Here is a 26,650-nt window from a genome sequence, read left to right on the forward strand (position 1 = left end):
GCCAAGGCCGCTCCTACCGGTCACGACATGACGCAGGACGTTGCGCAGGCCCAGACCCACGAGTTTTTGTCCAGATAAACCGAGTTAGACCGCCCAAAACCCGGATTATCTGGACAAAAACTCGTGGGTTAGACCATCGTGAGCACCATGCCGGGTTCGGCCAGGATGGCGCCAATATCGGCGAGGAACCGCGAGCCCTGCTCCCCGTCCACCAGGCGATGGTCAAAGGACAGGCTCAGCGTCATGACCTGGCGCAGGGCCACCTCATCCTGGAATTCCCACGGCATTTTCCGCACGGCCCCCATGGCCAGGATGGCAGCCTCGCCGGGGTTCAGGATGGGAGTGCCCGCGTCGATGCCGAAGACCCCGATATTCGTGATGGAGATAGTGCCGCCCGACAGGTCTGCCGGCGCGGTCTTGCCGGCCCGTGCCGTCTCGGTCAGCCCGGTCAGGGCTTCGGAGAGTTCCAGCAGCGACAGGGTATCCGCGTCCTTGATATTCGGCACGGTGAGCCCGCGCGGAGTTGCGGCGGCGATGCCCAGGTTCACGTAGTTGAACTGCACGATCTCCTGGCTGGCTTCCTCCCATCGCGAGTTCAGCGACGGGTTCCGCCGCAGCGCAATAAGCACAGCCTTCGCCACCAACGTCAGCGGCGTGAGCTTGTAGCCGGAAAAGGCCCGGCTCGTCTTCAGCTTGGCCAGCAGGTCCATGGTGGGCGTGACATCCACCGTGAGGAATTCCGTCGCGTGGGGAGCCGTGAACGCACTTGCCACCATCGCGGCGGCCGTAAACTTGCGGACACCCTTGATGGGAGTCCTGACTTCCCGCCCACCCTGTGGCGCCAGTCCCGCGGGGGAAACCGAATCGGATACGGCGGAAAGATGGCGTACCGGTGCCGACAATTCGCCGCCGCCAACAAAATTCTGGACATCCTCCCGCGTGATCAGGCCGCCGGCTCCGGTGCCCGCGACCGCGGCCAACTCGACGCCGAGGTCCTTGGCCAGTTTCCGGACCGGCGGGGTGGAGCGTGGGCGCTCCGCGGTGTCGGTTTCGACAGGCTCAACCACAGGGTTTTCGAGTCTGACTGGCTCGGTTTCGACAGGCTCAACCACCGGGGTTTCCGTCTTATCAGGCTCAACCGCCGGGGTTGTGAAGGTGCGGGCCCGGCGGGCGGGACGGCCTGAGCTTTCGACGACGGCGCCGTACCCAACCAGGTTCGGCTCGCGTTTCGCGGTCCCCGCCGCAGCAGTGGCCGCCCCGGCGGGCGCAGCCCCTGAAGGTGAGGCGCCGCCGTCGTCCGCTACTTCGAAGGAGACGATCGGCTTGCCCACCTCCACGATTGTTCCCGGCTCTTCATGGAGCGCAGTGATCACGCCCGCGAAAGGTGACGGCAGCTCCACTACGGCCTTTGCAGTTTCCACCTCGGCGATGACCTGGTTCAGCGTCACCGTGTCCCCCACTGCCACCTTCCAACTGAGGATTTCTGATTCCGTGAGGCCTTCGCCGAGGTCCGGGAGCCTGAATTCCTTGATCATGGTGGCGCTCATCCTTCCAACCCGCTGAGGGAGTTCGGGCGTCCGAGTGCGCGGTCCACGCCGTCGAGGATCCGGTCCAGGCCGGGCAGATGGTGCATTTCGAGCTTGGAGTACGGGTAGGGAATATCGAACCCGGTGATACGGACGGGGGCCGTTTCGAGGTGGTAGAAGCACCGCTCGGTAATGCTGGCCGCAACTTCGGCGCCCAGGCCACCGGATTGGCCGGCTTCATGGGTGACCACCAGCCTGCCTGTTTTCCGGACGGATGCTTCAACGGTGGCGTAGTCCACGGGTGCCAGCGAGCGCAGGTCGATGACCTCGATGGAGATGCCTTCGTCGGCGGCCGCGGTTGCTGCGTCCTTGGCCGTCTTCACCAACGGTCCGTAGGCCACGAGCGTCACGTCCGCGCCCTCGGTGACAACGCGGGCGGAGTCCATGGGCAGCGCGGTGCGCGGATCGATGCCCTCATCCACTTCACCCTTGTCGTGGTAGCGGCGCTTGGGTTCGAAGTACAGTACCGGGTCATCGGACAGGATGGCCTGCTGGATCACGGTGTGGGCATCCTGCGGGTTGGAGACGCTGACCACGCGAAGCCCCGAGGTATGCGTGAAGTACGCCTCGGGCGACTCGGAGTGGTGCTCAGGTGAGCCGATGCCGCCTCCGAACGGGACGCGGATGGTGATGGGCATCCTCACGGCCCCCTGGGTGCGGTAGTGCAGCTTTGCCACCTGGCTCACGATCTGGTCGAAGGCAGGGTAGATAAAGCCGTCGAACTGGATCTCCACCACCGGGCGGTAACCGCGGTAGGCGAGGCCGACGGCGGTGCCCATGATGGCCGACTCGGCCAGCGGGGTGTCCACCACACGGTGGGTGCCGAAATCCTTCTGGAGGCCGTCGGTTACCCGGAAAACACCGCCGAGGGTACCGATGTCCTCGCCCATGAGGATGACTTTTGGATCGTTTTCGAGGGATTTGCGCAGGCCGGAATTGATGGCGCGGGCAAAGGTCATCTGGGTCATCAGCGTGCACCTTCTTCTGAGGTGGCTCCCGCGGGATCGCCGAAGGAAGCCAGGTAACGGGCGTAGTGGTCCTGCTGCCGGTCCAGCCACGAGTTGGGCTCGCTGTACACGTGCTTGAAGATATCCATCGGCTCCGGATCCGGCATGCTGATGCAGCCCGAACGGATTTCGCGGGCGACCGCCTCTGCCTTGTCGTGAACGTGCTGTTGGACCTGATCGGTGAGGAGTCCTTTGCGTTCCAGCAGGGCCTTGACCCGCAGGATGGGGTCCTTCGCAGCCCAGTCCTCCAGTTCGTTGGCGTCACGGTAGCGGGTGGGATCGTCAGCGGTGGTGTGCGGTCCCATGCGGTATGTGACCGCTTCGATAAAGGTGGGTCCGCCACCGTGCCGGGCACGGTCCAATGCCACGCGCGTGGCTGCCATAACGGCCAGCACATCATTGCCGTCCACCCGGAGGCTCGGAATGCCGAATCCGGTGGCCCGGTCCGCGATCTGAATATGGGACTGCAACCGCACGGGCTCCGAAATTGCCCAGTGGTTGTTCGAGCAGAAGAAGACCACGGGTGCCTGGAAGCTGGCGGCAAAGACCATGGCCTCGTTGACGTCGCCTTCGCTGGTGGCACCGTCGCCGAAGTATGTCACCGCCACCGAGTCCGCGCCGTCGTTCTGGATGCCCATGGCGTAACCGGTGGCATGCAGGGTCTGCGCGCCAATGATGATCTGCGGGGTGGCCATATTCACGGAGTACGGATCCCACCCGGAGGAGGCCGTGCCACGCCACACCCGCGTAATGTCCGTCAGGTCCACGCCGCGGCAGTACGCCACACCGTTTTCCCGGTAGCTGGAGAAGACAAAATCGTCCTCGCGCAGGGCCCTGCCGGAACCGACTTGCGCCGCCTCCTGCCCCAGCAACGGGGGCCAAAGACCGAGCTCGCCCTGACGCTGGAGGGCGGTGGCCTCAACATCGATCCGCCGGATGACCGTCAGGTCCTCGTAAAGGGAACACAACTGCTCATCCCCGATGTCCTTCACCCAGGGATCGAACTCCGGGTGGCTGATCCGCTCCCCTGCCGGGGTAACCAACTGGATCAGGTTCCTGTCTGTAGACACGATGGCACGCAACCTTCTCACGTCGTTTGACCGGAGCCTGGGGACTTGTGGTCCCGCCCGCCGCCGGCCGCCCGGGCGCCGTTGCCCCGGATATTTGTGACCCTACTCACAATGCTCAATGGGTACAACCACCGCGGCGGATATTGCGCATAATGCCCTGTTTGCACTGCCCTCACCGTGCTAACGTTGCGCAGTATGCAAGCTTTGGATGGCACAGACACGCGGCTGCTCTCGGCCCTGGCCCGCGACCCCCGGCGGACCGTGGTGGCGTTGGCCCAGAAGCTGGGGCTGTCCCGGAACACCGTTCAGGCGCGCATGGCCCAGCTGGAGAAGAAGCACGTCTTCCTGTCCTTCGAACGGCGGATCAACCCGGCATCCCTGGGCTATCCGCTCATGGCGTTCATTTCCGTCCATGTCCAGCAGCAGAAACTGGGACAGCTGGCCCATGACCTCGCCGGCATTCCGGAAATCCTGGAAGGCTACGGCCTCACCGGCTCCGCTGACCTCCTGCTCCGGGTAGTGGCCCTGGACGCCGAGGACCTCTTCCGGATCAACGGGAAAATCCTGGCGTGCGATGGAGTGGACAGGACGGACACCGCACTGGCCATGGGCGAACTCATCCCGTTCCGCATCCAGCCGCTGCTCGAGCGGGGATCCGGAGACGCTTAGGGCCAGCAGCCCTTATTACCGCCCCGATACCCAGCCCCGGCGGGCTGGGTTATAGGCTGTTCCAAGGTGAATCCATGGGTGCCGTTCAGCGGGTCCCAACAATAAGGCAGTGCCAGTGCGTTGCCGGAAAGGCTCCATCGTGAGCAATCCTCAGGGACCGTACCAGCCGGTCCAGCCGGCGGCCTGGCCCGCGCAACCAACGGGGCAGCCCGGCGAGCATGGTGCGCCACCGCTGCCCGGCAACCCGCCACAGCACGGTGCACCGGGGCAATACGGTGCACCGTCGCAGTTCGGCCCGCCCGCGCAGTACGGTGCACCCGGGCAATACTCGTCAGAGGGGCCATTCGGCCTGCCCGGACAAGAGCCCCCGGCGCAAAGCCGCCGGAAGCTGTGGACCATCCTCGGCGTTGTGGGCGGTGTCCTGCTGCTGGCGGTCGTCGGCGTCCTCATCCTGGTCAACATTGTCAACGGAGCCACGAACCATGCCCGGGGCCTGGCTGACAGCTTCACCAAGCTGGTGATTGCCGGCGACAGTTCCAAGGCCTACGACGACTATCTTGACCCCGCCCTCCATGAGCAGCTGACCAAGGAGGACTTCATCGCCGGTATCAAGACCCTGGAGATGGATAGCACCTGCAAGACTGCCTACAACGAGGTGAAGGCCAGCACCGAGAACGGCACCAAGGCGGCCGACGTAGCCGGCCTCATCACCTGCGACGGCGACAAGAAAATCGACCTCGTCTACCGCTTCGAAGGCACCGACGAGCTGAAAATGATCAACATCAAGCTCAAGCCCCAGGCGTAGCGCCACACAACCCAAGCCCGCACCCCATCCGCCCGGGGACATGGTCCGAATTGCTTCTACGAGGATCCCATCCGGGATCCCGCAGTCTGGCCGGGACATAACGCCCCCCGCCTTACCGGAAGGATTCGGGCCATGCGCACTTCTCCGAACCGCCTTGTCGCCACCGTCTTCGGTGCCGTTTATCTTCTTGTCGGCCTCCTGGGTTTCGTGGTGACCTCCGGCATCGGCTTCTTCGCCACGGAGGGCGCCAACCTCATCATTTTTGAAGTGAATCCGCTGCACAACGTCATCCACCTCGCGATCGGCGGCGCGCTTCTGTACGCGGGCCTGAAAAGCACGGCCATGGCCCGTACGGTCAACACCGGCGTGGGTGCCGTCTATCTCCTGGTCGGTGTGCTTGGGCTGTTCCTGCTGACCTCGCCACTGAACATCATCGCGCTCAACGGTGCCGACAACGTACTCCACTTGGCCAGCGCAGTCCTGCTGCTGGGCGTGGGTCTGTCCATGGACAAGTCCGCAACAGCCGTCCGGGCGTAGCCGGCCATGGCTGCCGAGCCAGGAGAGGGATGGGCTGTCCCGGCCGTCCGGCTCTTCGGCGGCTTCGCAGGATTCGGGGCCGGTTCAGTGAACCTCGCCGTTTCCTCAAGCCTCCTCGCGGAGCCGGGAGTGTCCGGCTCCGTCTGGCAGCCAGCCCTCGCGGTCGTCTCCGGCGGCTGGGGAGTGGCCCTGATCCTCTGGACGGTCCTGGCTTTGCACCGCGGACGGATTGTCGGGTCCGGGCGGACCGTGGCGTTCCTGCTGATGGCATCCGGGGCGCACGTGGCGGCCCTTGCCTTCAGCAGCGACACGTCCAGCCTTCACCTCAGCCACCTCGTGGCGCTCCTGCTGACGCTCATGATTGTCGCGTCGGGCGCCTGGCTGAAGAGGCGCCGGCTCCGGGGAAAGGACGACGACGGCATGGCGCCCGCCGCTGCCCGCCCGGGCATCCTGCTGCTCACCGCTTTCGCCGGTGCCGTGCTGGTGGCCGGAATCGCGACGCCGGGACTCGCCGCCTCCACAGCGGGCCAGTTTGCGGTGCCGCATGGTCAGCACGGCGGTCCGGCCGTGCCGACGGGCCACCATCAGCGCTGACGCAACCGCAAGCTGAGCGTCGCCGCCTTTTGAACGTCGCCCCCAGCTGGAGCTGGAACGTCAGAGAGCCCCTATGCCTTGCGGCACAGGGGCTCTCTGACTATCAGCCTGTTCCGGAGTCCCAGGTTGCTCCGGACTGTCGGCTTGTTCCGTACTCAGTCATCGATCAGTGGTCCACGGCTTTCTCCGCGCCCACACCGGTCAGGGAGCGGACTTCCATTTCGGCTTGCTTGGCAGGGTCCTCGCGCTTCTTGTCCAGCACCGTGCCGAGCCAGCCGAGCAGGAATGCCAGCGGGATGGACACAATGCCAGGGTTGCTCAAGGGGAAGAAGGCGAAGTTGGCGTCCTTGATCATGGAGGTCGCCCCGCCGGATACGACCGGCGAGAAGATGATCAGAAGGATGGCCGAGCCCAGTCCGCCGTACATGCTCCAAACCGCACCCTGCGTGGTGAACCTACGCCAGAACAGGGAGTAGACAATGGTGGGCAGGTTAGCGGATGCAGCGACGGCGAAGGCGAGCGCCACGAGGAAGGCCACGTTCTGGCCGTTGGCGAAGATGCCGCCCAGGATTGCCAGCACGCCGATAACGATTACGGTGCGCCGGGCCACCTTGACCTCGGTGTCGGCGTCGGCCTTGCCCTTGGCGATGACACTGGCGTAGATGTCGTGGGCGAAGGACGCTGCTGCGGTGATTGTCAGCCCGGCCACCACAGCGAGAATGGTGGCGAAGGCGACCGCGGAGATGAAGCCCAGCAGCAACGGCCCGCCCAGGAAGAAGGCCAGCAGCGGTGCGGCCGAGTTGACCCCGCCCGGTGCGGACTTGATGGTGTCGGCACCCACCAGTGCGGCGGCGCCGTAGCCCAGCACCAGGGTGAACAGGTAGAAGAGCCCGATCAGCCAGATCGACCAGACTACGGACTTCCGGGCTTCCTTGGCCGTGGGCACGGTGTAGAACCGCATCAGCACGTGGGGAAGGGCAGCGGTGCCCAGTACCAGGGCGAGTCCGAGGGACATGAAGTCGATCTTGGAGGTGTCAGACTTGCCGTACTGCAGGCCCGGGTTCAGGACAGCCGGGTTGCCGGCGGTTTCAACAGCCGCACCGAGGAGGCTGGAGAGGTTGAAGCCGTAGATGGCGAGGACCCAGAGTGTCATCACGGCAGCGCCGGCGATCAGCAGGACCGCCTTGATGATCTGGACCCAGGTGGTGCCCTTCATCCCGCCGATCAGGACGTACATGATCATCAGGGCGCCGACGACGATGATTACCAAGGCCTGTCCGCCCCAGTCGCTGATGCCCAGCAGCAGGGAAACCAGGCTGCCTGCTCCGGCCATCTGGGCGAGCAGGTAGAAGAAGCAGACGACCAACGTGGAGATGGCGGCCGCGATGCGGACCGGGCGCTGCTTGAGGCGGAAGGAGAGGACATCGGCCATGGTGAACTTTCCGGTGTTCCGGAGCAGTTCGGCCACGAGCAGGAGCGCCACGAGCCAGGCCACCAGGAACCCGATGGAGTACATAAAGCCGTCATAGCCGTTGATGGCGATGGCGCCGGTGATGCCCAGGAACGAGGCAGCGGACAGGTAGTCGCCGGCAATGGCGGTTCCGTTCTGGGATCCGGTGAAGGACCGGCCGGCGGCGTAGTAGTCCGCCGCGGTTTTGTTGTTCCGGCTGGCCCGCAGCACAATCACCATGGTGACGGCGACAAACAGGCCGAAGATGCCCATGTTGAGCAGCGTGGTCTCTTTCAGGTCGGCAACGTCAACGGCCGTGGCAATTCCGATCATTTGGTCACTCCGCTCACGATGTTGCCGTCCTTATCAAACTCATGGCCTTCGATTTCGTTGCGGATCTCGGCCGCGATGGGGTCCAGCTTCCGGTTGGAGTAGCTGACGTACCAGCCGGTGATGGCGAACGTGGAGACGAACTGCAGCAAGCCCAGGATCAGGCCGACGTTGATGTTGCCCCACAGTTTGGTGGACATAAACTCGACGGCGTAGTCAGCCAGCAGGACATACGCGAAGTACCACAGCAGGAATGCCACGGCCATGGGGAACACAAAGCTGCGGTGACGTTTGCGCAGTTCCTGGAACCGCTCTGTCGACTGGACCTGTTCGAAGTCCACGGACGCCGCTGCGTCCGGAGTGTGGGCATCGTTACCCATCGTTCCTCCTCATTGAGACTTGCTTGGTTCACACGGGCCAGCCTGCAGGCAGGATGCGGACAATGTGACTGCAATCACTCTGCGGTGCGGCAGGTGTCAATTCCAGAGCCATGGCCGAAACGGTCGCTCAACGGCTACGATGCTGCGACTAACGGCACCCGGCGCTACGCTGGGCACCATGCCGGACTCCCCGCTCCTGACTGCCGCCGCCGTTGCGGTGATCACCTTGGCGATCGCCGTCGTCGGCGGCGTTGGCATCAAGCTGCTCCGGTCCTTCCGTGAGCTGGGCACCGACGCCGAGCGCGCCACGTACAACACGCTCCACGCTGCATCGAGTGCCGGCCAGCACCTGCGTACGGGCCTCAATCCTGCGGGCGCCGCCAAGGCGAGCCGGCAGCTAAGGAACCTGCTGGGCTGCGATGCGCTGGCAATCACCGATACGGCCGGGGTGCTCGCCTGGGACGGTGCCGCCGAGGAACTGAAGCCCCGGTTGATGGACCTGGCCGCCGACGTCCTGCTCGGCGGGCGGACGGCGGTGCTCCAGGCGCGGGACCTGGGGGCGGGCCTTGCCTCCGGAAGCTTCGCCGCCGTCATCGCGCCGGTTCGTGCGGGCTCACGGGTGGTGGGCGTCGTGGCTGCGTTTGCCCCGGCGGCGGGCGCAGGCCTGGTCCGTGCCACCAGCGAAGTGGCGGACTGGGTGGCCGTCCAGGTGGAGCTGGCTGAGCTGGATGCGTCCCGGACGCTGCTGATGGAAGCCGAAGTGCGGGCGCTGCGTGCCCAGATCAGTCCGCATTTCATCTACAACTCGCTGAACGCCATCGCGTCGTTCATCAACACGGATCCGGAGCGGGCGCGCGAGCTGGTGGTGGAGTTCGCTGATTTTACGAGGTACTCGTTCCGGCGCCACGGCGACTTCACCACGCTGGCGGAGGAACTGCGCTGCATTGACCGGTACCTGCTGCTGGAACGTGCCCGTTTCGGTGACCGCGTCCAGGTCAGCCTGCGGATCGCGCCGGAAGTCCTGAGCACCGTCATCCCGTTCCTGAGCCTGCAGCCGCTGGTGGAGAACGCCGTCCGGCACGGCCTGGAGGCCAAGGAAGGGACGGGCCACATCACCATCACGGCCAATGATTCGGGCGCCTATGCGGAAGTGACCATAGAGGACGACGGCGTGGGGATGGACCCTGCCGAGCTCCAGTCGATGCTGGCCGGGCACCACGACGGCGACCACGTGGGGCTGCGCAACGTGGACGCCCGGCTACGGCAGGTTTACGGGGACCAGCACGGCCTGGTGATCGAGACGGCGCCGGGCGAGGGAACGTTGATCACCATGCGCGTGCCCAAGTCCCAGCCCGGCCACGACGCCTGAACCTGGCGGCCTGATCCCAGCCGCCTCCTGCGGCTAATGTAGGACCATGATTAATGTCCTCGTCGCCGACGACGAGCTACCCGCCGTGGAGGAACTGGCCTACCTGCTGGGCAAGGATGACCGGATCGGGGTCATCCACCGGGCGACTTCCGGCGCTGAGGCATTGCGGGCCCTGAACACCGAAACGATTGACGCCGTCTTCCTGGATATTCACATGCCCGCCGTGTCCGGCCTGGATGTTGCACGCGCCATCACGCGCAGCAGCAAACCGCCGGCCGTGGTGTTTGTGACCGCAGACGAGGACTGCGCCCTGGAAGCCTTCGAACTGGCCGCCGTGGACTACCTGCTCAAGCCCGTCCGGGCCGAGCGGCTCTCCCGGTCGGTGGGCCGAATCAGCGAGCTGCTGCGCGACGGCGGCGGCGCCGCCCCTGAGATGATCACCGTTGACCAGGGCGGCACCACCAGGATGATCAGGCGCGACGACGTCACGTACGTCCAGGCGCAGGGAGACTACGCCCGGCTGCACACCGCCGATGCCAGCTACCTCATCCGCGTGCCGCTGGCAGACCTTGAGCAGCAGTGGGCGGAAGCCGGGTTTATTCGGACGCACCGGTCCTACCTCGTGGCCCTGAAGCATGTGCAGTCCATGAAGCTGGCGGCGGATAAGCCCAGCGTCTCGGTGGCCGGCGCCGGCCTGCCCATCAGCCGCCGCCACCTTCCCCTGGTCAGGGAAAAGCTGGAAGCCACCCGCATCCGGCCGCAGGCATGACCCGGGTCCGCGTCACCGCCCCGCGCTCTGCGCCCCGGCCCTCCGGGGAGTCCCGCGAGGCGGCGGAGGAATCAGATGTGGGACAGGTCTTCGTCCGCTCCCTGATCCGTTCCCAGTTGCGGCTGGCCCTGGTGGTGGCCATCGGCTTTATGCTGATCCTGTGCGCGTTCCCGTTGCTGCTGGCAGCCCTACCGGGCCTCGCCGAGACCCGGATCGCGGGTATCCCGTTCGACTGGATCCTGCTCGGTGCAGGCATCTATCCCGTCATAGGCCTCAGCGCCTGGCTTTATATCCGGACCGCCGCACGGAACGAGGCCCGCTACCGCGACCTGGCCGGGGACAAGTGACCACCTCATGAATCCCGCAGTGGGTGTGATCGCTCTCGTGTTGGTTTCGCTGGCAACAGCCGCCATCGGGTTCTACGGTCTGCGGATTTCCCGGACCACCGGCGATTTCTACGTGGCTTCCCGGACCGTCAAGCCATGGTGGAACGCCTCGGCCATCGGCGGGGAGTACCTCTCTGCGGCGAGTTTCCTGGGCGTGGCCGGACTGATCCTGCTGTCCGGTACCGACGCGCTGTGGTTTCCCGTGGGCTACACCGCCGGCTACCTGATGCTGCTGCTTTTTGTGGCCGCACCGCTGCGCCGCTCCGGCGCGTACACGATCCCGGACTTCACCGAGGCGAGGCTGGATTCGCGCGCAGTCCGCCGTGTGACCAGCGTGGTGGTGGTTGTAGTGGGCTGGCTGTACATTGTGCCTCAGCTCCACGGCGCGGCCTTGACCATCCGGATCACCACGGGGCTGCCGGCCTGGGTGGGCTCCGTGGCCGTGGTGGTTGTGGTGTGCCTGACAGTTGTGGCCGGCGGCATGCGCTCCATTACCTTTGTGCAGGCCTTTCAGTTCTGGCTGAAGCTCACGGCCCTTGCCGTGCCCGTCCTGTTCATCGTGTTCACGCTCGCCGGTGACGGGAGTGCCCCCGCGGCCCCCGCCGTCGTGAATCCCACCGGGCTGGCCCCCGCCGGGCCGTACCAGAACATCTCGCTGCTGGTGGCGCTGCTATTCGGCACGCTGGGACTCCCACATGTCCTGGTCCGCTTCTACACGAATCCGGACGGGCACTCGGCACGGCGGACCACCCTGATCGTGCTCGGGCTGCTCTCCGTTTTTTACCTGTTTCCCACTGCCTACGGGCTGGTGGGGCGGATGTTCGCGCCCGAACTCGCCCGGTCAGGGCAGGCCGACGCGGTGGTTCTCCTGCTGCCGGGGCAGCTGATCGGTGGAACCGCGGGCGACCTGCTCTCAGCGTTGGTGGTGGCCGGGGCCTTCGCCGCGTTCCTGTCCACCACCTCGGGCCTGGTGGTCTCCCTGGCTGGCGTGATCAGCCAGGACGTCCTGGGCGGCGGCGTGCGGGGATTCCGGCTCGCCGCCGTCGTCTCCGCTGTGGTTCCGCTGGGATTTGCCGTGATGACTGATTCCCTGGCTCTGGCCGGCAGTGTGGGCCTGGTGTTCGCGTTTACCGCCTCCAGTGTGTGCCCGGTACTCCTGCTGGGCATCTGGTGGCGGGGACTCACCGACGCCGGCGCCATTGCCGGAATGGTGACCGGCGGCGTCCTCTGCGGCGGCGCCATGGTGTGGGGAACGGTCCTGGGCGCTGCCGGTACGCCCTTCTGGCTGGCCCAGCCGGCGGCGTGGACAGTTCCCGCCGCCTTCGCCGTGACAGTGCTTGTCTCCCGGGGGACAAAACACCGGATTCCGCTGACCATGAGCCGCGTCATGACCCGGCTGCACACTCCCGAACGGCCGTTGATGACCGAACGCTGAGTCCCCTGCCGCGCCAGCGGTCGGGGGGCTCTCGCGCCGGGCGGCTGGAGGGAGGACAACTGCGGCATGTCCACGCAGGACGGGAGCACCCCCAACGAGGCGGACGGCGTCCCGTTGTCGGTCCGGGCGCAGTTGCTCGCCACCGAGCATTGGAGCCTGCTTGCATCCCGCAGCACCACTCAAGGGGAAGTGCTGACCCGCATCAGCATGTTCCTGATGTTCACGTCGGCCAGCCTGGTGAGCCTTGCGTTGGTGGGCCAGGCCACCAGGTTCTCGGACACCTTTGTGATGCTGGCGATGATCGTTCTGGCCACCGACCTGCTGATCGGTCTCCTGACGCAGGTCCGCGTCATGAATGTTGGCATGGAGGACCTGATGTACGTGTTGGCCATGAACCGGCTGAGGGCCGCGTATGTGGACCTGGATCCCGGCATTGCGAAGTACATGCTGGCCGGCCGGCACGACGACGAGGCCGGCATGGACCAGACGTATTATTTCCTCGGGGGCAGGAGCACGTGGAGCCACGTGGCAGGGAGCAGCATGGTGTTTATCACCATGGCCAACGCCGCCCTGACAGCAATCCTGCTGGGCACATTCATGACGCTGCTGGGCTGGCCGACAGCTGCGGCGGTCCTGGTGGGTTCCGTCTGCGGGCTCGCATTTGCTGGAGCCTCATCGTTCCACGGCAACCGGCAGTACCGTGACGTTTGGCAGCGCTTCGCACCGCTCTCCCCCACACCACCGGGCGGGGACTGAAGCCGATCAGTCTACGGAGTCAGTCCCAGCAGCCAGTCAGCGACGTCAGTCGATGGCCGCCATGAGTTCAACCACGCGGTCCAGGAAGGCATCAACCTGGGTCTCTTCGTAACCGTCCTTGCCCACGGCGGGACGGAAGACCACCCGGCGGACATTGTCCACGCTGAGCGGCTTGTCCTCTTCGAGGTAGCCGATCAGGTCGTAGCAAAGATTGTCCACGTCCAGGATGTTGTAACTGCGGGCCTTCTTTTTTGACGGGCGCCGGAAGCGCTCACCGTCAGGCCGGTGGAGGCGGCCCCGGAGGATCCCGGAGAGGCTGCCGATCTCCCGCAGCCAGGCATCCTCGCCCTTGGCGGCGATCAGTTCGTCCCGTTCGCGGCGGGCAAAGGCATCTTCGAGCCGGTCCAGCGCTGCGTCGACGACGGCGGCAGCGTAACCTCCCTTGACCGGGTCAAAAGAGACGCTCCGGACATCGGCGCTGGTGACGGCGTGGATGGCGGCCTTCGGCGTCTCGAGTGCCACCCTGGCCCGCTGGAGGAACTGGTCCACCTGTTTGGCGTTGTACCCGAATTCGTTGCCCCGCACGCGCTCAAACGACGCGGGGATTTTCCGTTGAAAGTCCAATGCCACTGTTGTTCCTTTGTTGCTTCAGCTGGGTCAGGTTACGCACCAGTCTATTGGCGCTGCCGGCGGTCCGGCGGAGATGGTCCGAGAGGGTCGCGTCAGACGCCCGCAACCAGTGCGAACAGCACAAAGGCCACGGGACAGGCGAAGACGATGGAGTCCAGGCGGTCCATGACGCCCCCATGTCCGGGCAGGATGCTGCTCATGTCCTTGATCCCGAGTTCACGCTTGACCATCGACTCGGCCAGGTCTCCTGCGGTGGACGCTGCAACGACGCCCACGGCGAGGATCACACCAACCCACCAGGGTTTGTCCAGCAGGAAAATGCTGGCAAGGATGCCGATCAGCATGGCCCCGGCAATGGAGCCGGCGAAGCCTTCCCATGATTTCTTGGGGCTGATCTTCGGGGCCATAGGGTGTTTGCCCAGCGATGCGCCCACGAGGTAGCCGAACGTGTCGTTCGAGACCACCAGCAGCAGCATCACGGCCACCTGCCAGGCCCCGGGCGGCACGGTTCCGCCAGGCCAGAGACCCACCGGAGTGGCGACGCCGACGGCGTGCAGCGGCAACGTCGCGAAACTGATGAAGAACGGGACCCAGCCCAGCGTGAACACGCCGGCAAAGATGCTGTTCGCTGATCCGGCGGGGCTCTCCACTGAACGCCAGAGGAGGACTGCCACGCAGCTCAGGAGCATGGCGAAAAGCAGGCTCTCAAGACCGCCGAGATAGGCGGCGAACGGCATGGCGACTGTACCCACCATGACCGGGACGATGGGCATCCTGGTCCCGTTCGCCTCCAGGGCACGGAAGATCTCCCAGACTCCGAAGACCGCGAACCCGGTGGTGACAGCCACGAATCCGAGCGGGAGGAAAACCAGCCCGCCCAGCACGCCGATCAGCATGGCCAGGCCCACCACAATGGCTGCCGGAAGATTCCGGCCAGCCTTGGGCGTCGGATTGCTCCGCAACTGTTTCCCCCTGGTGCGCGCCCTTTGTGTGGGGGCCTGCTCTGCCTGGCTCATCAGACTTCGAGCAGCTCTGCTTCCTTGCGCTTGAGCAGCTCGTCGATGCCGTCCACGTGCGATTTGGTCAGGCCATCCAGTTCCTTTTCGGCGCGGCTGCCTTCGTCCTCGCCGGCTTCGCCGTCCTTGACGAGCTTGTCCAGCGTTTCCTTGGCCTTTCGCCGGATGTTTCGGATGGAGATCTTCGCGTCCTCGCCCTTGGTCTTGACGATCTTGACGTATTCCTTGCGGCGTTCCTGGGTCAGGTCCGGGATGGTGATCCTGATGACGTTGCCGTCGTTGGAGGGGTTGGCGCCCACCTCGGAATCACTCAGGGCCCGCTCGATGTCGCGCAGTGCGGTCTTATCGAACGGCGTGATGAGGATGGTGCGCGCGTCCGGAATGGCGAAGGAGGCAAGCTGCTGCAGCGGGGTGGGCGAACCGTAGTAGTCCACCAGGACCTTGTTGTAAAGGCCCGGGTTTGCCCGTCCTGTGCGGATCGAGGCGAAGTCTTCCTTGGCTACCTCTACCGCCTTGTCCATCTTCTCTTCGGCTTCGAGCAAGGTTTCTTCGATCACGGTCTCTCCTCAGAAATCAGTGCAGTCCGGGTACCGGTTCCCTGCACAATCTTGGTTCAGTGTTCCTGGTTCCATTGTTGCCCGGTTGCGGGCGTGGAACCGTGCTCAGATCATCCTAGCTGCAGCTACGGGGTCACCAGGGTACCGAGCTTTTCGCCCAGGATGGCGCGGGTGACGTTCCCTTCGCCTTCCATCCCGAAAACCACCATGGACAGGTTGTTGTCCTTGCACATGGTCATTGCGGTTTGGTCCATGACCCTGATGTCGCGGCGCAGGGCGTCGTCGTAGCTCAGGGTGTCCAGCTTCTCGGCAGTGGGGTCCTTCTTGGGATCCGCGGTGTAGACGGCGTCCACGCCGCTCTTGGCCATCAGGACGACGTCCGCGTGGACCTCCAGAGCGCGCTGGGCGGCCACTGTGTCCGTGGAGAAGTACGGCAGGCCGGCTCCGGCTCCGAAGATGACCACACGGCCCTTTTCCATGTGGCGGATGGCCCGGCGGGGAATGTACGCCTCGGCCACCTGCCCCATGGTGATGGCGCTCTGGACGCGGGTTTCAACGCCGGCCTGCTCCAGGAAGTCCTGCAGTGCCAGGCAGTTCATGACGGTGCCGAGCATGCCCATGTAGTCGGCGCGCGAGCGGTCCATGCCGCTCTGGGACAGTTCCGCGCCGCGGAAAAAGTTACCGCCGCCGACGACGATGGCAACTTCCACTTCGGGGACCGCTGCGGCGATCTGCTTGGCGACGCCGCGCACGGTGTCGGGATCAACGCCCAGCTTGCCGCCGCCGAAGACCTCGCCCGACAACTTCAGGAGGACGCGGCGCCTGCTTTTCTCTGGCTGGCTTGAAGAATTGACGGCTTCCATGGGTGCCTTCCCGTTGGTGAACTCTGAAAAAGGTTATCGTGCGGGGTGGCCAAAGGTCTCATCGGACGTTTAGCCGGTGCATGCAAAAGGGGCGGCCACCGAAGTGGCCACCCCTTTGCGGATTCGACTAGGAGCCGACGCGGAAACGTGCGAAGGACGTGCCCTTGACGCCGGCCTCTTCGAGGACCTGCGCCACAGACTTCTTGGCGTCCTTGGCGAAAGCCTGGTCAACCAAGACCTCACCCTTGTAGAAGCCTGTAACGCGGCCTTCCACAATCTTGGACATTGCAGCCTCGGGCTTGCCTTCAGCCTTGGCGGTCTCTTCGGCAATGCGACGCTCGGACTCGACCAGGTCGGACGGAACGTCTTCGCGGGTCAGGTAGTTCGGGGACATCGCTGCGATGTGCACTGCAACGTCGTGTGCGGCGGTGGCAGCGGCTTCGCCTTCACCGTCAACAGCGAACAGGACGCCGACCTGGGCCGGGAGATCCTTGGACGTCTTGTGCAGGTAAGCGTCAACAGTGCCGCCCTCAATGCGGGACAGCTTGCGGACAACTACCTTTTCGCCAAGGATTGCGCCCTCTTCGACGACAACCTCGGACAGCGGCTTGCCGTCAACTTCGATGGCCAGGAGGGTGTCGAGGTCGGCAGCGCCGGACTCCACAGCCACGGCCAGGACCTTGTCGGCCAGCTGGATGAACTTGTCAGCCTTGGCAACAAAGTCGGTCTCGCAGTTGACCTCGATCATCACGCCGACGCCGTTGCTGACCTTTGCGGCCACCAGGCCTTCAGCGGTGGAGCGGCCTTCGCGCTTGGTAGCGCCCTTGAGGCCCTTGATGCGGATGATCTCGATGGCCTTTTCGGCGTCACCGTTGGCTTCGTCAAGAGCCTTCTTGACATCCATCATGCCGGCGCCGGTGCGCTCGCGCAGAGCCTTGATATCAGCGGCAGTGTAGTTCGCCATGTGAACCCCTCTGTCTAGAAAATGTATGTGGTGTACGGACCGACAGGACAGCGGCTCACCGGGTGAGCCGCCATCCTGTCAGGTGCGCCGGCGCTGCAGGCAGCGCCGGAGAATCCGGATTTACTAGTGTTACTTGTCAGCGTCGGCGGCGGGAGCCTCGGCAGCAGCCGGAGCTTCCTCGGCAACCGGAGCAGCTTCTTCGGCTGCCGGAGCGGCAGCTTCTTCAGCAGCCGGAGCAGCCTCAGCGGTAGGTGCTTCTTCAGTCTTGCTGCCTTCGAGGAGTTCGCGCTCCCACTCAGCCAGCGGCTCTTCCGGAGCTTCCGTGGTGCCCGTGGCGCGGTTGTGGCGGGCGATGAGGCCCTCAGCAACGGCGTCGGCGACAACGCGGGTCAGCAGGTTCACCGAGCGGATGGCGTCGTCGTTGCCCGGGATGGGGAAGTCGACTTCGTCAGGATCGCAGTTGGTGTCCAAGATGGCCACAACCGGGATGTTCAGCTTCTTGGCTTCGTCAACGGCCAGGTGTTCCTTCTTGGTGTCCACGATCCAGAGCACGGAAGGTGCCTTGGTCAGGTTGCGGATACCGCCGAGGTTGGTTTCCAGCTTGGTGAGTTCACGGCGAAGGAGCAGCAGTTCCTTCTTGGTGTACGCGGAACCGGCGACGTCGTCGAAGTCGATCTCTTCCAGTTCCTTCATGCGCTGGATGCGCTTGGAAACGGTCTGGAAGTTGGTCAGCATACCGCCGAGCCAGCGCTGGTTCACGTAAGGCTGTCCAACACGGGTAGCCTGCTCAGCGATGGATTCCTGGGCCTGCTTCTTGGTGCCGACGAAGAGTACGGTGCCGCCGTGTGCAACGGTGGCCTTTACGAACTCGTAAGCACGGTCGATGTAGGACAGCGACTGCTGAAGGTCAATGATGTAGATGCCGTTGCGCTCCGTGAAGATGAATCGCTTCATCTTCGGGTTCCAACGGCGGGTCTGGTGTCCAAAGTGGACGCCGCTGTCAAGCAGCTGGCGCATAGTTACGACGGGCATGCCGGCGCTCCTTCCGGCAGGTCATTCATGAGAGAGCCTTTCAGGCTCTCTTACCCTGCCAATAGTTGACGGTTATTTAGCGTGGCCCAAGGCGGGCCGTGCTCCTGGCATCCATTGCGACTCTCATCAGGACCGCGAGGCCCTGACCGCAAGAGACACAATCCTCCTCATATAAAGCCGGGGCTTCAGATTTGGAGGGCTGGATACGCGTAGTCAGTTGCTGCTCCCCCGCATTCCTGAATGAGGCGTGCCGACGCAAGCGTTGAGGGCACAGCAAACTGCTCCATCAAGTGTACAACAGGAGCCAATAGCCGAAGGACAACCCGAGGGCCTTCGACGGGCGTTTTCCACATGGCCAAAGTGCGCACTCCCGCTGAGAGATCCGGCACGCAAAGCTGGGTTTATGAAAGCAATAGTTGCCCTCGCGGCAGTGCTCTTACTGCCGGCCGCGGCGGCTCCAGCGGATACAGCGCCGCGCGCTTCCTGGGAGTGGCCGCTCTCCCCCAGGCCCGCTGTGCTGCGCGCCTTTGACCCGCCGGACAAGCCGTGGATGAGCGGGCACCGCGGCGTGGACCTTGAGGCAACGCACGACGGCGTCCCGGTCACCTCGCCAGAGTCCGGCACCGTCAGTTTCGTGGGAGTAGTGGTGGACCGCCCCGTGATTACCATCGATCACGGGGGCGGTCTCCGCAGCAGTTTTGAGCCAGTCGAAAGCTCGCTCACGGCCGGGGCCGCGGTGGCGAAGGGCGAGATCATCGGAACGCTGCAACCCGGGCACTGCAGCGCTCTTGCCTGCGTCCATTGGGGCGTGAGGCAGGGGGACGCCTACGTCAATCCGCTGGAATTCGTCACCGACCTCCGCCCGTCCATTCTGCTGCCCCTGGGGCTGGACACTGGCTGACCGCCGAGCGCTGACGGCTGACGGCTGACGGCTGACGGCTGACGGCTCTAGACGATCGCCGAGATCCCGGTGATGGCGCGGCCGGTCACGAGGGTGTTGATCTCGTGGGTTCCCTCATACGAGTAGATGGCTTCCGCGTCAGCGAAGATCTTGGCCATCTCGAAGTCGGTCACGATGCCGTTGCCGCCCAGGAGGCTGCGGCCGATCGCGACGCTCTCGCGCATCCGTGCGGTGGTAAATGCCTTGGCAAGGGCGGACTGTTCATCCTTGGCCTGGCCGGCATCCTCCAGCTGGGAAAGCCGGACCATCATGCCCATGGAGCTGACGGCGTTCCCGAGGATCTGCACCAGCTGGCTTTGGACGAGCTGGAATGATGCCAGCGGGCGGCCGAACTGGTGGCGTTCCACAGCGTAGCGGCGGGCCACGTCGAAGGCGGCCAATTGCTGGCCGACTGCCTGCCAGCCGACGGACAGCCGCGTGACTTTCAGGACCTTGTTGGTGTCGCGGAAGCTGTTGGCGCCCGCCAGCTTGAAGAAGTCCGGAACCACCACGTCCTCCAGGACGATGTCTGCGTTCTGGACTGTCCGGAGGGAGATCTTGTTTTCAATCTTGGTGGCGATGAAGCCGGGCAGCGCCGTATCCACAAGGAAACCCTTGACCTGGTTGTCGGCGAGGTCGCGGGCGTAGATGACCACCCAATCCGAGAATGTAGCGTTGCCGATCCAGCGCTTGGCGCCATTGAGGATCCAGGTGTCGCCGTCGCGCTGTGCCGTGGTGCGCGTGCCGCCGGCTACGTCGGAACCTCCCAGCGGCTCCGTAAGACCGAACGCGCCGATCTTCTTCAGCGAATAAATATCCGGGAGCCAGGCGTCCTGCTGTTCTTGGGAGGCAAGGGCCTCGATGGAGCCGGTGAACAGTCCGTCGTGCACACCCATGAAGGTAGCGATGGAGGTATCGGCGCGCGTTGCCTCGGCGTGGACCAGGCCGGCGAACAGGTTGGAGTAGCCCTGGCGCCGCACGGGGCTCACCAGGTCGATTTCGGCCAGCTTGGGAATGAGCTCCATGGGGAACTCGCCGCGGTTCCAGCAGTCCACGGCAATCGGCCGGACTTCGCGGGCGAGGAAACCCCGGATCTCGGCGAGCCGGTCCTGCTCCTTGGCGGTGAGAAGCTGCTCGAAGGCGAAGAAGTCGCCGTCGGCGTACGGAAGGTTGTTGATGTCAACAGAGGCTTTGGACATTGGTTCCCTCGCAAAGATCAGCAGCGCGGACAGGCCAGCCATGGCAGGACAGGCCGGGACTCAGCGGCAGCGGTAAGTTACTGGTCAGTAACATACCGCAGATTGCGGGAAAACGAAAGAAACCGCGGCCGACGATCTCTCGTCAGCCGCGGTTCCACGATGGTTTGGTTCCTGCGGTGTCGTGCTTGGGTAGGGCTACTCGGACTTGAACCGAGGACCTTAGGATTATGAGTCCCGCGCTCTAACCAGCTGAGCTATAGCCCCCTGCCCTTGCCGGCGTGGTCCGCGGAGGACTTCGGCTTCAGCAGGGCAAAAACACTCTAGCAAACACTGGCGGGCATCAGGACCACGCAGTCAGGATGCCAAGGCCCGCCCCAGACTGGGGCGGGCCACTGCAAGACCGCTGTCAGACCGCCTTGTCGTCGTAGCTCGCACCCCGGTAGAGGTCCTCGAAGGTCTGCAGCGTCCCCTCGATGCTGTGCGGCTCCACCATCCGCCGGCTGGCCTGACCCATTGCCGCCCGTTCCTCGGCTGGCAGCTGCAGGATCCGCGTGATCTTGGCTGCGAGGTCGTCGCTGTCGTTGGGTGTGAACAGGTAGCCGTTCTCGCCGTCGCGCACCAGGTGCGGCAGTGCCATGGCATCCGCCAACAGGACGGGCGTGGAGGCAGACATGGCCTCAAGGGTCACCAGTGACTGAAGCTCCGCGGTCCCCGGCATGCAGAACAGGTCCGCCTTGATGTAGGCCTCCCGGAGGTCCTCATCGCTGGCCAGTCCCAGGAATTTCACCCGCTCCCCCAGTCCGAGCCGTTCCGCCTGCGCTTCAAGAGCGGCGCGGACTTCGCCGCCGCCCACAATTTCCAGGTGGACGTTGAGCTCCGCGGGGGTCTTGGACACGGCATTGATGAGCACGTCCACGTGCTTTTCCTCGGCCAGGCGCCCCACAAACACCACTGTTGGATGGGCGTGCGGTTCGATCACTTCGCCGGGCTGCAGCTCATAGGCTGCGGAGTCAATGCCGTTGGAGAGTGGGAGCACCTTGTGCAGGAAAGCGTGCTGGTGCATGGCCTTGGCCGCCAATGGTGTGGGCGTGGTGACGACGTCGGCCTGGCCCATGACCTTGCCCATGTCCTTCCAGGAGATCTTGCCGATGATGTCCTTGAACCACTGCGGGAACGGCAGGAACGGGTTCAGGTTTTCAGGCATGAAGTGGTTGGTGGCCACGATCCTGATGCCCCGCTTCGCCGCTTCGTAGAGGACGTGCTCGCCGATCATGTAGTGGCTCTGGATGTGCACAACATCGGGCTTGATCCGATCGAAAAGGAGGCCGATCTCCTTCTTGATTTCCCAGGGGAAGCAGATGCGGAAGTATTCGTGCGTGAAGACCCCGTGGGAACGGAGCCGATGCACGGTGGCCTCGGAGCGGAACTCGGTGAAGCTCGCGCCGTCGTCCGCCCGGCAAGCCAGCACATGCACGTTGTGGCCGCGTCCGCTCATACCGTTGGCCAGACGGTAGCTGAACTGCGCGGCCCCGTTGATGTGGGGCGGATACGTATCCGCGGCGATCAGGATGGTCAGGGGAGGCTGGTCAGAGGGCGTTGTCACGTGAAGAGCTCCTGAAGGTCACGGCACGGGCAGCTGTCGCTGGCCGCACCGGTTGGCCGCCGGCACGGTAGCACGGGGCCTTTTGGAATCGGCTGGTAATGAAAGTGCACGAGTTGGGTAAACAAGCTAGTGGGACGCCCTGCCCGCCGCCTTCCGCGCATCTTTCCTGCGCTTGGTGACCTCGGGATGGTGCCTGGAAAGGGCGATCACCCCCACGATAGCAAGCGAAGCAGCCGTAGCCATGGCAATCGCCATCACGGCGTGGACGTCCGGGCGGAGCTCGCCCAGGATCACGATGCCGATGGCGATGCCCACGATCGGGTCGATGACTGTCAGCCCGGCGATGACAAGGTCCGGCGGGCCGCCCGAGTAGGCGCTCTGCACAAACCAGGAACCCAGGCCGCCGGCCGCCGCAATGGCCACCACCGAATACCACTGGACATTGAGCAGCGCCAGCCCGTTGGGGTCCAGCAGGTGCTTGCCGATGATGCGCGTCAGTACCGCGACAAAGCCGAACAAAACGCCGGCGCCGAGGATGTAGACAAACGCGCTCGTCCGGTGCCGGAACATGACTGCCAGGGTGCCGAACACGCCGACGGCCAGTGCCAGCAGCAGCACAATGGTGAGCTCGTCCTCCTGGCTCACATGGTGGTTCTCCTGCGTCACGTTGACGGCGAGCAGGACAAAGAGTGCGGAACCGGTCACGCAGGCCGCGATGGACACCATGGTGGCCCGGTTGATGGTGATGTCCTGGTCGCGGGCGTTCACCACGGTGGTAATGACCAGCGCAATGGCGCCGATCGGCTGCACCACCGTCAGCGGCGCGGAGACCAGGGCCACCGCGTTCATTCCCATCCCGAGGCACAGCAGGAGAAGTCCCAGCACCCACCGCGGATTGCGGAGTAGGCGGAGGAAGCCGTTTGAACTCAGCGCCAGCCCGCCGGTGTCGGCTTTGACGGCGCTCCCCTGCTTCTGCGCACCCAGGGCAAGGCAGAATGCCCCAAGCACCGCCAGCAGGACCGCCACCCACACCATCAGGCGGTGCCGCCGTCGTGATGGGACTGCTGACGGCCCTTCCGCAGAATGGCCCAGAAATAGTTGTACGCGGCAATCCAGTGGCCGGTGAGCCCAAGTCCCAGCACGATCCAGGCTGCAATGTACAGCGGCCCGGCAAACGGGGTGTCCAATCGCGACAGGACCAGCAGGGGCGTGCCCAGGAGCAGGAGTCCGGTGCGGACTTTGCCCACACGGCTCACTGGCAGGTCCGGATGGCCCCGGAAGTACGAGAGCGTCAGCACCAGGAGCACGGCGTCAGGCACCAGGAGTGCGGCCAGGTACAGCCAATGGACGACGCCGGCAATCACCAGGGTGACCGCCACCGCGATCAGGGCAAGCCGGTCAGCCAGCGGATCCATGACGCGGCCGAGCTTGGACGCCTGGTCGAAGCGGCGGGCCACGTAGCCATCAATCCAGTCGGTTCCCGCCATGACCACCAGGACCACAACGGCGGTCCCATATTCCTTCTGGGCCAGGACCAGCCAGACAAAAAGTGGTACGCCCATAAAGCGCAGCACTGTCAGGGCGTTGGGGATGGTGAAGACGCGGTCGTGGTCAATCTGGGGGCGGCCGGGCCGCGCACCAGCGCCGATGAACCTCAATCCGTCCCCCTTCCTTAGAGCCCAGTGTGACTTCAGAGCCCAGTGTGACGTGTTGTGTTGTTAGGGGTTCCGCAGCAGCCTGCGCAGGAGCACCACAAAGATCGTTGCGGAGGCTGCAAGTGCGGCAAGTGGCTTCCAGCGGAGGCCGGCGCCGTCCGGGGATCCGGAGAAGGCAGCGAACTTTTGGCTGGCCTTGGCGGCTCCATGTTCAAGGGCGGCCTTGCCCTCCCCCAGTTTTTCCTTGGCAGCGCCCATCAGGAATATGGCCTGCGGCTTGATGTCGAGCTCGGTATCCAGTTCGTCGCGGACCTGGGCCAGGTGGCGCCGGCGCTGCTCGAGGCGGTGGTGAAGCTCGGGCTCGGACGCCTGCGGGAACTCTTTTTTGTGCGCCTCGGCCTTGGCTTCCTTCTCGGCCTTGGCCTTCGCGGCAGCTTCGTCCTTGGCAGCCTTGGCGGCCTTGGCCTCCGGGCTGGCCGGATCGAGCAGCGTGGCGTTGAAGTCGGAGCCTTCCTTGACGATGCCGAGATCGTGTTTGATTCCGCGGATGGTCTCGGCCGGGACCAGGGGCATGGCCTGCTTGAATTTGCGGACGCCGATTAGGCCGCCGATGAGGGCGATGACCAGAAACAGGGCGCAGACGAGCAGCGCGGCGAGCCACGCCGGCATGATGGTGGCCAGGCCCATAATGGCGGCCACGATCAGGCCAACCACCAGGAACGCCACAAAAATAAGCGCAACGGCGACGAAGGCGGCGGCGACGCCGACCTGGATGCCCTTGCGCTTGAGCTCGATCTTGGCGAAGGCGATTTCGTCGTTGAGTTGGCGCGGGGCCAGACGGAAAAGAAGTTTCAGCGTCCTGGGCAGCGCGGTGATCCGCAATCCCTGGCTGGTGCGCCCGGTGTGACGTCCGCTCATCGGTTCCCGCCTAACTTGTTGCGTAGTCTGCTGCCTGGTCGGTTCGGCATCCGTGTGCTGTGGGAGCCCGCGGCAGCACGGTCCCGCCCCCAAAACTATCATTCAGGTTCAGGGCAAACTTCCGGGTTGGCCGCACGGCGCGCCTGCAACCCCGGAAAGATGGAACTTCCGGGCCTAGGATTGATGTCCGTGACCACTCCCTCGAATCCAGGCGATTCGCTGACCCGCCGCCGGAAACTGTTGTACATCCTCCTCCTCGGCGCCCTCACCGCGTTGGGTCCGTTCACGATCGACCTGTACCTGCCTGCGTTCCCGGCACTGGAAGCAAGCCTGGGGGTCACCGAGGCCCAGGTCCAGCTGACCCTGGCCGGCACCACCGTGGGCTTTGCCCTCGGCCAGCTGGTGGTGGGCCCCTTCAGCGACAAGTTCGGCCGGCGGCTCCCGCTGATCCTGGCCACCGCCGTGCACATCGCCTCCTCCGTGGGAGCAGCCCTGTCCACCGACATCTCCACGCTGGGCCTCTTCCGCGTCCTCATGGGCGTGGGTGCTGCGGGCGGCGGCGTGGTGGCAATGGCAATGGTGCGGGACCTGTTCTCCGGCTATGCCATGGTCCGGATGTTCTCGCGCATGGCCCTGGTGAACGGGCTGGCACCGATCCTGGCCCCGGTGATCGGATCGCAGCTGCTCCTGGTGATGCCCTGGCCTGGAATCTTCGTGTTCCTGGCCGGCTACGGCACCCTGGTGATCATCGCCGCGCTCGTCTTGGTCCGCGAAACACTGCCACCGGAGAAGCGCGGCCTGACCGGTATGACCACCGGCCAACGCTACAAGGTTCTTTTTACGGACCGGATCTTCGTGGGCCTGCTGGTAGTGGGCGGCATGAACTTCGCCGGCCTCTTCACCTACCTGTCCGCGTCGCCGTTCCTGTTCCAGGATATTTTCGGGTTCTCGCCGCAGGAGTACGGCCTGCTGTTCGGCATCAATTCCCTGGGCATTGTGGCCGGCGTCCAGATCAGCTCCAGGCTCATCCGAACTGTCCCGCCGCAATGGATCCTTGCCTGTTCCACGGCCTGGATGTTTCTCATGGCCGTGCTGATCGTGGTCTTTGACCAGGCCGGCCTGGGGCTCTGGGGCGTAATGGTTCCACTCTGGTTCTACATCATGGGCGCAGGCTTCACGTTCCCCTGTGTCCAGGTGCTGGCTTTGAGCAGCCACGGCGCACAGGCCGGGACGGCTGCCTCGCTCCTGGGTGCCGCGACTTTCCTGATGGCCGGCCTGGTTTCACCGGTGGCGGGCTGGCTGGGCATCACCAGCTCCACCCCCATGGGTGCCGTGCAGGCCGTGTGCATCCTGTTGGCGATGGCGGGCCTCTGGCTGGTCGTCAGGCCGCGCACCGTGCCCTCGATCCACTGAACCCCGTCGATCCAATGATGAAACCCATGAAACGCAAACCGCACCGGAACCCCCGGGGACTGTTCCTCGGGGCGGTGCTGGGCGCCGTCGCCGGTTACTTCCTTGGGCGCGTGTTCGGCAGTGGCGCCATCGGCATCATCCTCGGCGCGCTGGCAGGTGCTGCCCTGCTGTACCGGGTCAACCCGGGCCCCTGGAACCGTCCGTAGCTGTTGGGACCTGGCGCCAAATCCCGGTCCACCGAGGCCCACCCCTGCCGCCCGGGAGCTTTCCCACGATAAAATAATTCCGTGCCCAGCTGGCAGTTCCACTCGCCGCCCCCGGCCACATGGCAACGTTGCGACTCAGGCATTTTGCCCATGTGGTGGGACCGGCTGTGCGCCCAAACCGGCCAGCAGTCCGCCGCCCTCTATGCCGCCGGACTCTTCACGGACGACCGGCGGCGGCCCATCGCGCAGTGGTTCAACGCCGCCTTCAACTCCGCCCTCCTGGTGGCCCCGGAGACCTCGCCTGAGTGGCCCGTGCAGCGCTTCGGCATCTTCTACGCACCCCCGGCCTCCGGCTTCGTCCGGGTGTACTCAGCACCCCATGAGTGGCATCCGCGGGAGCCCCGCAAGTTCCCCACCGAGCAGGACGCCTTCCACGCGGCCATCGCCGAGGCTGAGCGGTTCCTGCAGGTGGAAATGGACTTTGTGTGAATGCAAAAGATCCCCGCCCTCA

At 64.8% G+C, this 26,650-nt stretch carries 29 protein-coding genes and 1 tRNA gene; 13 read left to right on the top strand and 17 right to left on the bottom strand.

The window, feature by feature from the left end; translation table 11 throughout:
* Nucleotides 1-128: 128 nt before the first annotated feature.
* The 3 genes from NG701_RS04415 to pdhA are packed head-to-tail and all read right to left on the bottom strand — an operon-like array spanning nucleotide 129 to nucleotide 3,663.
* Nucleotides 129-1,535, bottom strand: a complete 1,407-nt coding sequence (locus tag NG701_RS04415) for a dihydrolipoamide acetyltransferase family protein (RefSeq protein WP_252564870.1) — start codon at nucleotides 1,533-1,535, stop codon at nucleotides 129-131.
* An 8-nt stretch (nucleotides 1,536-1,543) separates the two neighbouring features.
* Complete coding sequence (locus tag NG701_RS04420; protein WP_252564872.1) at nucleotides 1,544-2,554, bottom strand: alpha-ketoacid dehydrogenase subunit beta; 1,011 nt, start codon at nucleotides 2,552-2,554, stop codon at nucleotides 1,544-1,546.
* Nucleotides 2,554-3,663 carry a pyruvate dehydrogenase (acetyl-transferring) E1 component subunit alpha gene (gene pdhA / locus NG701_RS04425; protein ID WP_252564874.1) on the bottom strand — a complete coding sequence of 370 codons (1,110 nt, stop codon included), beginning with the start codon at nucleotides 3,661-3,663 and terminating at the stop codon, nucleotides 2,554-2,556. The genes NG701_RS04420 and pdhA overlap by 1 nt, the downstream gene beginning before the upstream one ends.
* Nucleotides 3,664-3,858: 195 nt before the next feature.
* Here pdhA and NG701_RS04430 point away from each other — a divergent pair, with 195 nt between their 5' ends.
* The 4 genes from NG701_RS04430 to NG701_RS04445 all read left to right on the top strand — a co-directional run bounded on the left by NG701_RS04430 (nucleotide 3,859) and on the right by NG701_RS04445 (nucleotide 6,268).
* Nucleotides 3,859-4,332 carry an Lrp/AsnC family transcriptional regulator gene (locus NG701_RS04430; protein ID WP_111906416.1) on the top strand — a complete coding sequence of 158 codons (474 nt, stop codon included), beginning with the start codon at nucleotides 3,859-3,861 and terminating at the stop codon, nucleotides 4,330-4,332.
* 139 nt (nucleotides 4,333-4,471) lie between these two features.
* Nucleotides 4,472-5,137 (top strand): hypothetical protein, encoded by a 666-nt coding sequence (locus tag NG701_RS04435; protein WP_252564876.1) that lies wholly within the window; start codon nucleotides 4,472-4,474, stop codon nucleotides 5,135-5,137.
* A 132-nt stretch (nucleotides 5,138-5,269) separates the two neighbouring features.
* Nucleotides 5,270-5,674 (top strand): DUF4383 domain-containing protein, encoded by a 405-nt coding sequence (locus NG701_RS04440; RefSeq protein WP_252564878.1) that lies wholly within the window; start codon nucleotides 5,270-5,272, stop codon nucleotides 5,672-5,674.
* Nucleotides 5,675-5,680: 6 nt separating this feature from the next.
* Entirely contained in the window at nucleotides 5,681-6,268 is a 588-nt protein-coding gene (locus NG701_RS04445) for a hypothetical protein (protein WP_252564880.1), read from the top strand.
* Nucleotides 6,269-6,434: 166 nt separating this feature from the next.
* On the opposite strand, the gene NG701_RS04450 is transcribed toward NG701_RS04445, so the two are convergent.
* Complete coding sequence (locus tag NG701_RS04450; protein WP_252564881.1) at nucleotides 6,435-8,051, bottom strand: monocarboxylic acid transporter; 1,617 nt, start codon at nucleotides 8,049-8,051, stop codon at nucleotides 6,435-6,437.
* A complete protein-coding gene (locus NG701_RS04455) occupies nucleotides 8,048-8,428 on the bottom strand; it encodes a DUF485 domain-containing protein (protein ID WP_252564883.1) in 381 nt (126 codons plus the stop codon). Before NG701_RS04455 ends, NG701_RS04450 begins: the two co-directional genes overlap by 4 nt.
* Before the next feature lie 178 nt (nucleotides 8,429-8,606).
* Here NG701_RS04455 and NG701_RS04460 point away from each other — a divergent pair, with 178 nt between their 5' ends.
* The 5 genes from NG701_RS04460 (at nucleotide 8,607) to NG701_RS04480 (ending at nucleotide 13,143) form a co-directional block, all read left to right on the top strand.
* Nucleotides 8,607-9,797, top strand: coding sequence for a sensor histidine kinase (locus NG701_RS04460; RefSeq protein ID WP_252564885.1), 1,191 nt, complete (start codon nucleotides 8,607-8,609; stop codon nucleotides 9,795-9,797).
* Between the two features lie 46 nt (nucleotides 9,798-9,843).
* On the top strand, nucleotides 9,844-10,566 hold the full coding sequence (locus tag NG701_RS04465; protein WP_252564887.1) for a LytR/AlgR family response regulator transcription factor: 723 nt from the start codon (nucleotides 9,844-9,846) through the stop codon (nucleotides 10,564-10,566).
* Complete coding sequence (locus NG701_RS04470; RefSeq protein ID WP_252564889.1) at nucleotides 10,563-10,913, top strand: hypothetical protein; 351 nt, start codon at nucleotides 10,563-10,565, stop codon at nucleotides 10,911-10,913. The genes NG701_RS04465 and NG701_RS04470 overlap by 4 nt, the downstream gene beginning before the upstream one ends.
* 7 nt (nucleotides 10,914-10,920) lie before the next feature.
* A complete protein-coding gene (locus NG701_RS04475) occupies nucleotides 10,921-12,387 on the top strand; it encodes a sodium/solute symporter (RefSeq protein WP_252564891.1) in 1,467 nt (488 codons plus the stop codon).
* 66 nt (nucleotides 12,388-12,453) lie between these two features.
* Nucleotides 12,454-13,143, top strand: a complete 690-nt coding sequence (locus NG701_RS04480) for a hypothetical protein (RefSeq protein ID WP_252564892.1) — start codon at nucleotides 12,454-12,456, stop codon at nucleotides 13,141-13,143.
* Between the two features lie 45 nt (nucleotides 13,144-13,188).
* Here NG701_RS04480 and NG701_RS04485 read toward each other — a convergent pair whose 3' ends face one another.
* From NG701_RS04485 to rpsB, 6 genes are all read right to left on the bottom strand, one after another.
* The gene (locus tag NG701_RS04485; protein WP_056348278.1) at nucleotides 13,189-13,773 is read right to left on the bottom strand and encodes a DivIVA domain-containing protein; all 585 of its coding nucleotides are present in this window, start codon (nucleotides 13,771-13,773) and stop codon (nucleotides 13,189-13,191) included.
* Nucleotides 13,774-13,865: 92 nt separating this feature from the next.
* Nucleotides 13,866-14,789, bottom strand: coding sequence for a phosphatidate cytidylyltransferase (locus tag NG701_RS04490; protein WP_252564894.1), 924 nt, complete (start codon nucleotides 14,787-14,789; stop codon nucleotides 13,866-13,868).
* Nucleotides 14,789-15,346, bottom strand: a complete 558-nt coding sequence (gene frr, locus NG701_RS04495; protein WP_056348274.1) for a ribosome recycling factor — start codon at nucleotides 15,344-15,346, stop codon at nucleotides 14,789-14,791. The genes NG701_RS04490 and frr overlap by 1 nt, the downstream gene beginning before the upstream one ends.
* 125 nt (nucleotides 15,347-15,471) lie before the next feature.
* Nucleotides 15,472-16,209, bottom strand: coding sequence for a UMP kinase (pyrH, locus tag NG701_RS04500; protein WP_252564896.1), 738 nt, complete (start codon nucleotides 16,207-16,209; stop codon nucleotides 15,472-15,474).
* Nucleotides 16,210-16,336: 127 nt separating this feature from the next.
* Complete coding sequence (gene tsf, locus NG701_RS04505; protein WP_058929534.1) at nucleotides 16,337-17,173, bottom strand: translation elongation factor Ts; 837 nt, start codon at nucleotides 17,171-17,173, stop codon at nucleotides 16,337-16,339.
* A 129-nt stretch (nucleotides 17,174-17,302) separates the two neighbouring features.
* Nucleotides 17,303-18,205, bottom strand: a complete 903-nt coding sequence (gene rpsB, locus NG701_RS04510; protein ID WP_252564898.1) for a 30S ribosomal protein S2 — start codon at nucleotides 18,203-18,205, stop codon at nucleotides 17,303-17,305.
* A 403-nt stretch (nucleotides 18,206-18,608) separates the two neighbouring features.
* On the opposite strand from rpsB, the gene NG701_RS04515 reads away from it, so the two are divergent.
* Nucleotides 18,609-19,106 (top strand): M23 family metallopeptidase, encoded by a 498-nt coding sequence (locus NG701_RS04515; RefSeq protein ID WP_252564900.1) that lies wholly within the window; start codon nucleotides 18,609-18,611, stop codon nucleotides 19,104-19,106.
* A gap of 47 nt (nucleotides 19,107-19,153) precedes the next feature.
* Here the strand turns inward: NG701_RS04515 and NG701_RS04520 are convergent, their stop codons facing one another.
* The 6 genes from NG701_RS04520 to NG701_RS04545 form a co-directional block, all read right to left on the bottom strand.
* Entirely contained in the window at nucleotides 19,154-20,344 is a 1,191-nt protein-coding gene (locus tag NG701_RS04520; protein ID WP_252564902.1) for an acyl-CoA dehydrogenase family protein, read from the bottom strand.
* A gap of 190 nt (nucleotides 20,345-20,534) precedes the next feature.
* Nucleotides 20,535-20,608: transfer RNA gene (locus tag NG701_RS04525), tRNA-Ile, on the bottom strand.
* A 142-nt stretch (nucleotides 20,609-20,750) separates the two neighbouring features.
* Nucleotides 20,751-21,947 carry a glycosyltransferase gene (locus NG701_RS04530; RefSeq protein WP_252564904.1) on the bottom strand — a complete coding sequence of 399 codons (1,197 nt, stop codon included), beginning with the start codon at nucleotides 21,945-21,947 and terminating at the stop codon, nucleotides 20,751-20,753.
* A 126-nt stretch (nucleotides 21,948-22,073) separates the two neighbouring features.
* Complete coding sequence (locus NG701_RS04535; protein ID WP_252564905.1) at nucleotides 22,074-22,982, bottom strand: DMT family transporter; 909 nt, start codon at nucleotides 22,980-22,982, stop codon at nucleotides 22,074-22,076.
* Nucleotides 22,982-23,605: a CDP-alcohol phosphatidyltransferase family protein gene (locus NG701_RS04540; RefSeq protein WP_252564907.1), complete on the bottom strand. Its 624-nt coding sequence runs from the start codon at nucleotides 23,603-23,605 to the stop codon at nucleotides 22,982-22,984. The genes NG701_RS04535 and NG701_RS04540 overlap by 1 nt, the downstream gene beginning before the upstream one ends.
* Nucleotides 23,606-23,665: 60 nt before the next feature.
* Nucleotides 23,666-24,520, bottom strand: coding sequence for a phage holin family protein (locus tag NG701_RS04545; protein ID WP_252564909.1), 855 nt, complete (start codon nucleotides 24,518-24,520; stop codon nucleotides 23,666-23,668).
* Between the two features lie 183 nt (nucleotides 24,521-24,703).
* On the opposite strand from NG701_RS04545, the gene NG701_RS04550 reads away from it, so the two are divergent.
* The 3 genes from NG701_RS04550 (at nucleotide 24,704) to NG701_RS04560 (ending at nucleotide 26,628) form a co-directional block, all read left to right on the top strand.
* Nucleotides 24,704-25,933 carry a multidrug effflux MFS transporter gene (locus NG701_RS04550; RefSeq protein WP_252564911.1) on the top strand — a complete coding sequence of 410 codons (1,230 nt, stop codon included), beginning with the start codon at nucleotides 24,704-24,706 and terminating at the stop codon, nucleotides 25,931-25,933.
* A 26-nt stretch (nucleotides 25,934-25,959) separates the two neighbouring features.
* Nucleotides 25,960-26,139, top strand: coding sequence for a hypothetical protein (locus NG701_RS04555; RefSeq protein WP_099093422.1), 180 nt, complete (start codon nucleotides 25,960-25,962; stop codon nucleotides 26,137-26,139).
* Between the two features lie 81 nt (nucleotides 26,140-26,220).
* A complete protein-coding gene (locus NG701_RS04560; RefSeq protein ID WP_252564913.1) occupies nucleotides 26,221-26,628 on the top strand; it encodes a hypothetical protein in 408 nt (135 codons plus the stop codon).
* Nucleotides 26,629-26,650 lie beyond the last annotated feature (22 nt).

Origin of the sequence: Pseudarthrobacter cellobiosi (assembly GCF_023913815.1) — a bacterium.
Lineage (GTDB): Bacteria > Actinomycetota > Actinomycetes > Actinomycetales > Micrococcaceae > Arthrobacter > Arthrobacter cellobiosi.

Coding starts and splice junctions, on each gene's coding strand:
- NG701_RS04415 (WP_252564870.1), bottom strand. CDS start 1,535: ATGATCAAGGAATTCAGGCTCCCGGACCTCGGCGAAGGCCTCACGGAA.
- NG701_RS04420 (WP_252564872.1), bottom strand. CDS start 2,554: ATGACCCAGATGACCTTTGCCCGCGCCATCAATTCCGGCCTGCGCAAA.
- NG701_RS04430 (WP_111906416.1), top strand. CDS start 3,859: ATGCAAGCTTTGGATGGCACAGACACGCGGCTGCTCTCGGCCCTGGCC.
- NG701_RS04440 (WP_252564878.1), top strand. CDS start 5,270: ATGCGCACTTCTCCGAACCGCCTTGTCGCCACCGTCTTCGGTGCCGTT.
- NG701_RS04445 (WP_252564880.1), top strand. CDS start 5,681: ATGGCTGCCGAGCCAGGAGAGGGATGGGCTGTCCCGGCCGTCCGGCTC.
- NG701_RS04450 (WP_252564881.1), bottom strand. CDS start 8,051: ATGATCGGAATTGCCACGGCCGTTGACGTTGCCGACCTGAAAGAGACC.
- NG701_RS04455 (WP_252564883.1), bottom strand. CDS start 8,428: ATGGGTAACGATGCCCACACTCCGGACGCAGCGGCGTCCGTGGACTTC.
- NG701_RS04460 (WP_252564885.1), top strand. CDS start 8,607: ATGCCGGACTCCCCGCTCCTGACTGCCGCCGCCGTTGCGGTGATCACC.
- NG701_RS04465 (WP_252564887.1), top strand. CDS start 9,844: ATGATTAATGTCCTCGTCGCCGACGACGAGCTACCCGCCGTGGAGGAA.
- NG701_RS04470 (WP_252564889.1), top strand. CDS start 10,563: ATGACCCGGGTCCGCGTCACCGCCCCGCGCTCTGCGCCCCGGCCCTCC.
- NG701_RS04475 (WP_252564891.1), top strand. CDS start 10,921: ATGAATCCCGCAGTGGGTGTGATCGCTCTCGTGTTGGTTTCGCTGGCA.
- NG701_RS04480 (WP_252564892.1), top strand. CDS start 12,454: ATGTCCACGCAGGACGGGAGCACCCCCAACGAGGCGGACGGCGTCCCG.
- NG701_RS04490 (WP_252564894.1), bottom strand. CDS start 14,789: ATGAGCCAGGCAGAGCAGGCCCCCACACAAAGGGCGCGCACCAGGGGG.
- pyrH (WP_252564896.1), bottom strand. CDS start 16,209: ATGGAAGCCGTCAATTCTTCAAGCCAGCCAGAGAAAAGCAGGCGCCGC.
- tsf (WP_058929534.1), bottom strand. CDS start 17,173: ATGGCGAACTACACTGCCGCTGATATCAAGGCTCTGCGCGAGCGCACC.
- rpsB (WP_252564898.1), bottom strand. CDS start 18,205: ATGCCCGTCGTAACTATGCGCCAGCTGCTTGACAGCGGCGTCCACTTT.
- NG701_RS04515 (WP_252564900.1), top strand. CDS start 18,609: ATGAAAGCAATAGTTGCCCTCGCGGCAGTGCTCTTACTGCCGGCCGCG.
- NG701_RS04520 (WP_252564902.1), bottom strand. CDS start 20,344: ATGTCCAAAGCCTCTGTTGACATCAACAACCTTCCGTACGCCGACGGC.
- NG701_RS04535 (WP_252564905.1), bottom strand. CDS start 22,982: ATGGTGTGGGTGGCGGTCCTGCTGGCGGTGCTTGGGGCATTCTGCCTT.
- NG701_RS04545 (WP_252564909.1), bottom strand. CDS start 24,520: ATGAGCGGACGTCACACCGGGCGCACCAGCCAGGGATTGCGGATCACC.
- NG701_RS04550 (WP_252564911.1), top strand. CDS start 24,704: ATGTCCGTGACCACTCCCTCGAATCCAGGCGATTCGCTGACCCGCCGC.
- NG701_RS04555 (WP_099093422.1), top strand. CDS start 25,960: ATGAAACGCAAACCGCACCGGAACCCCCGGGGACTGTTCCTCGGGGCG.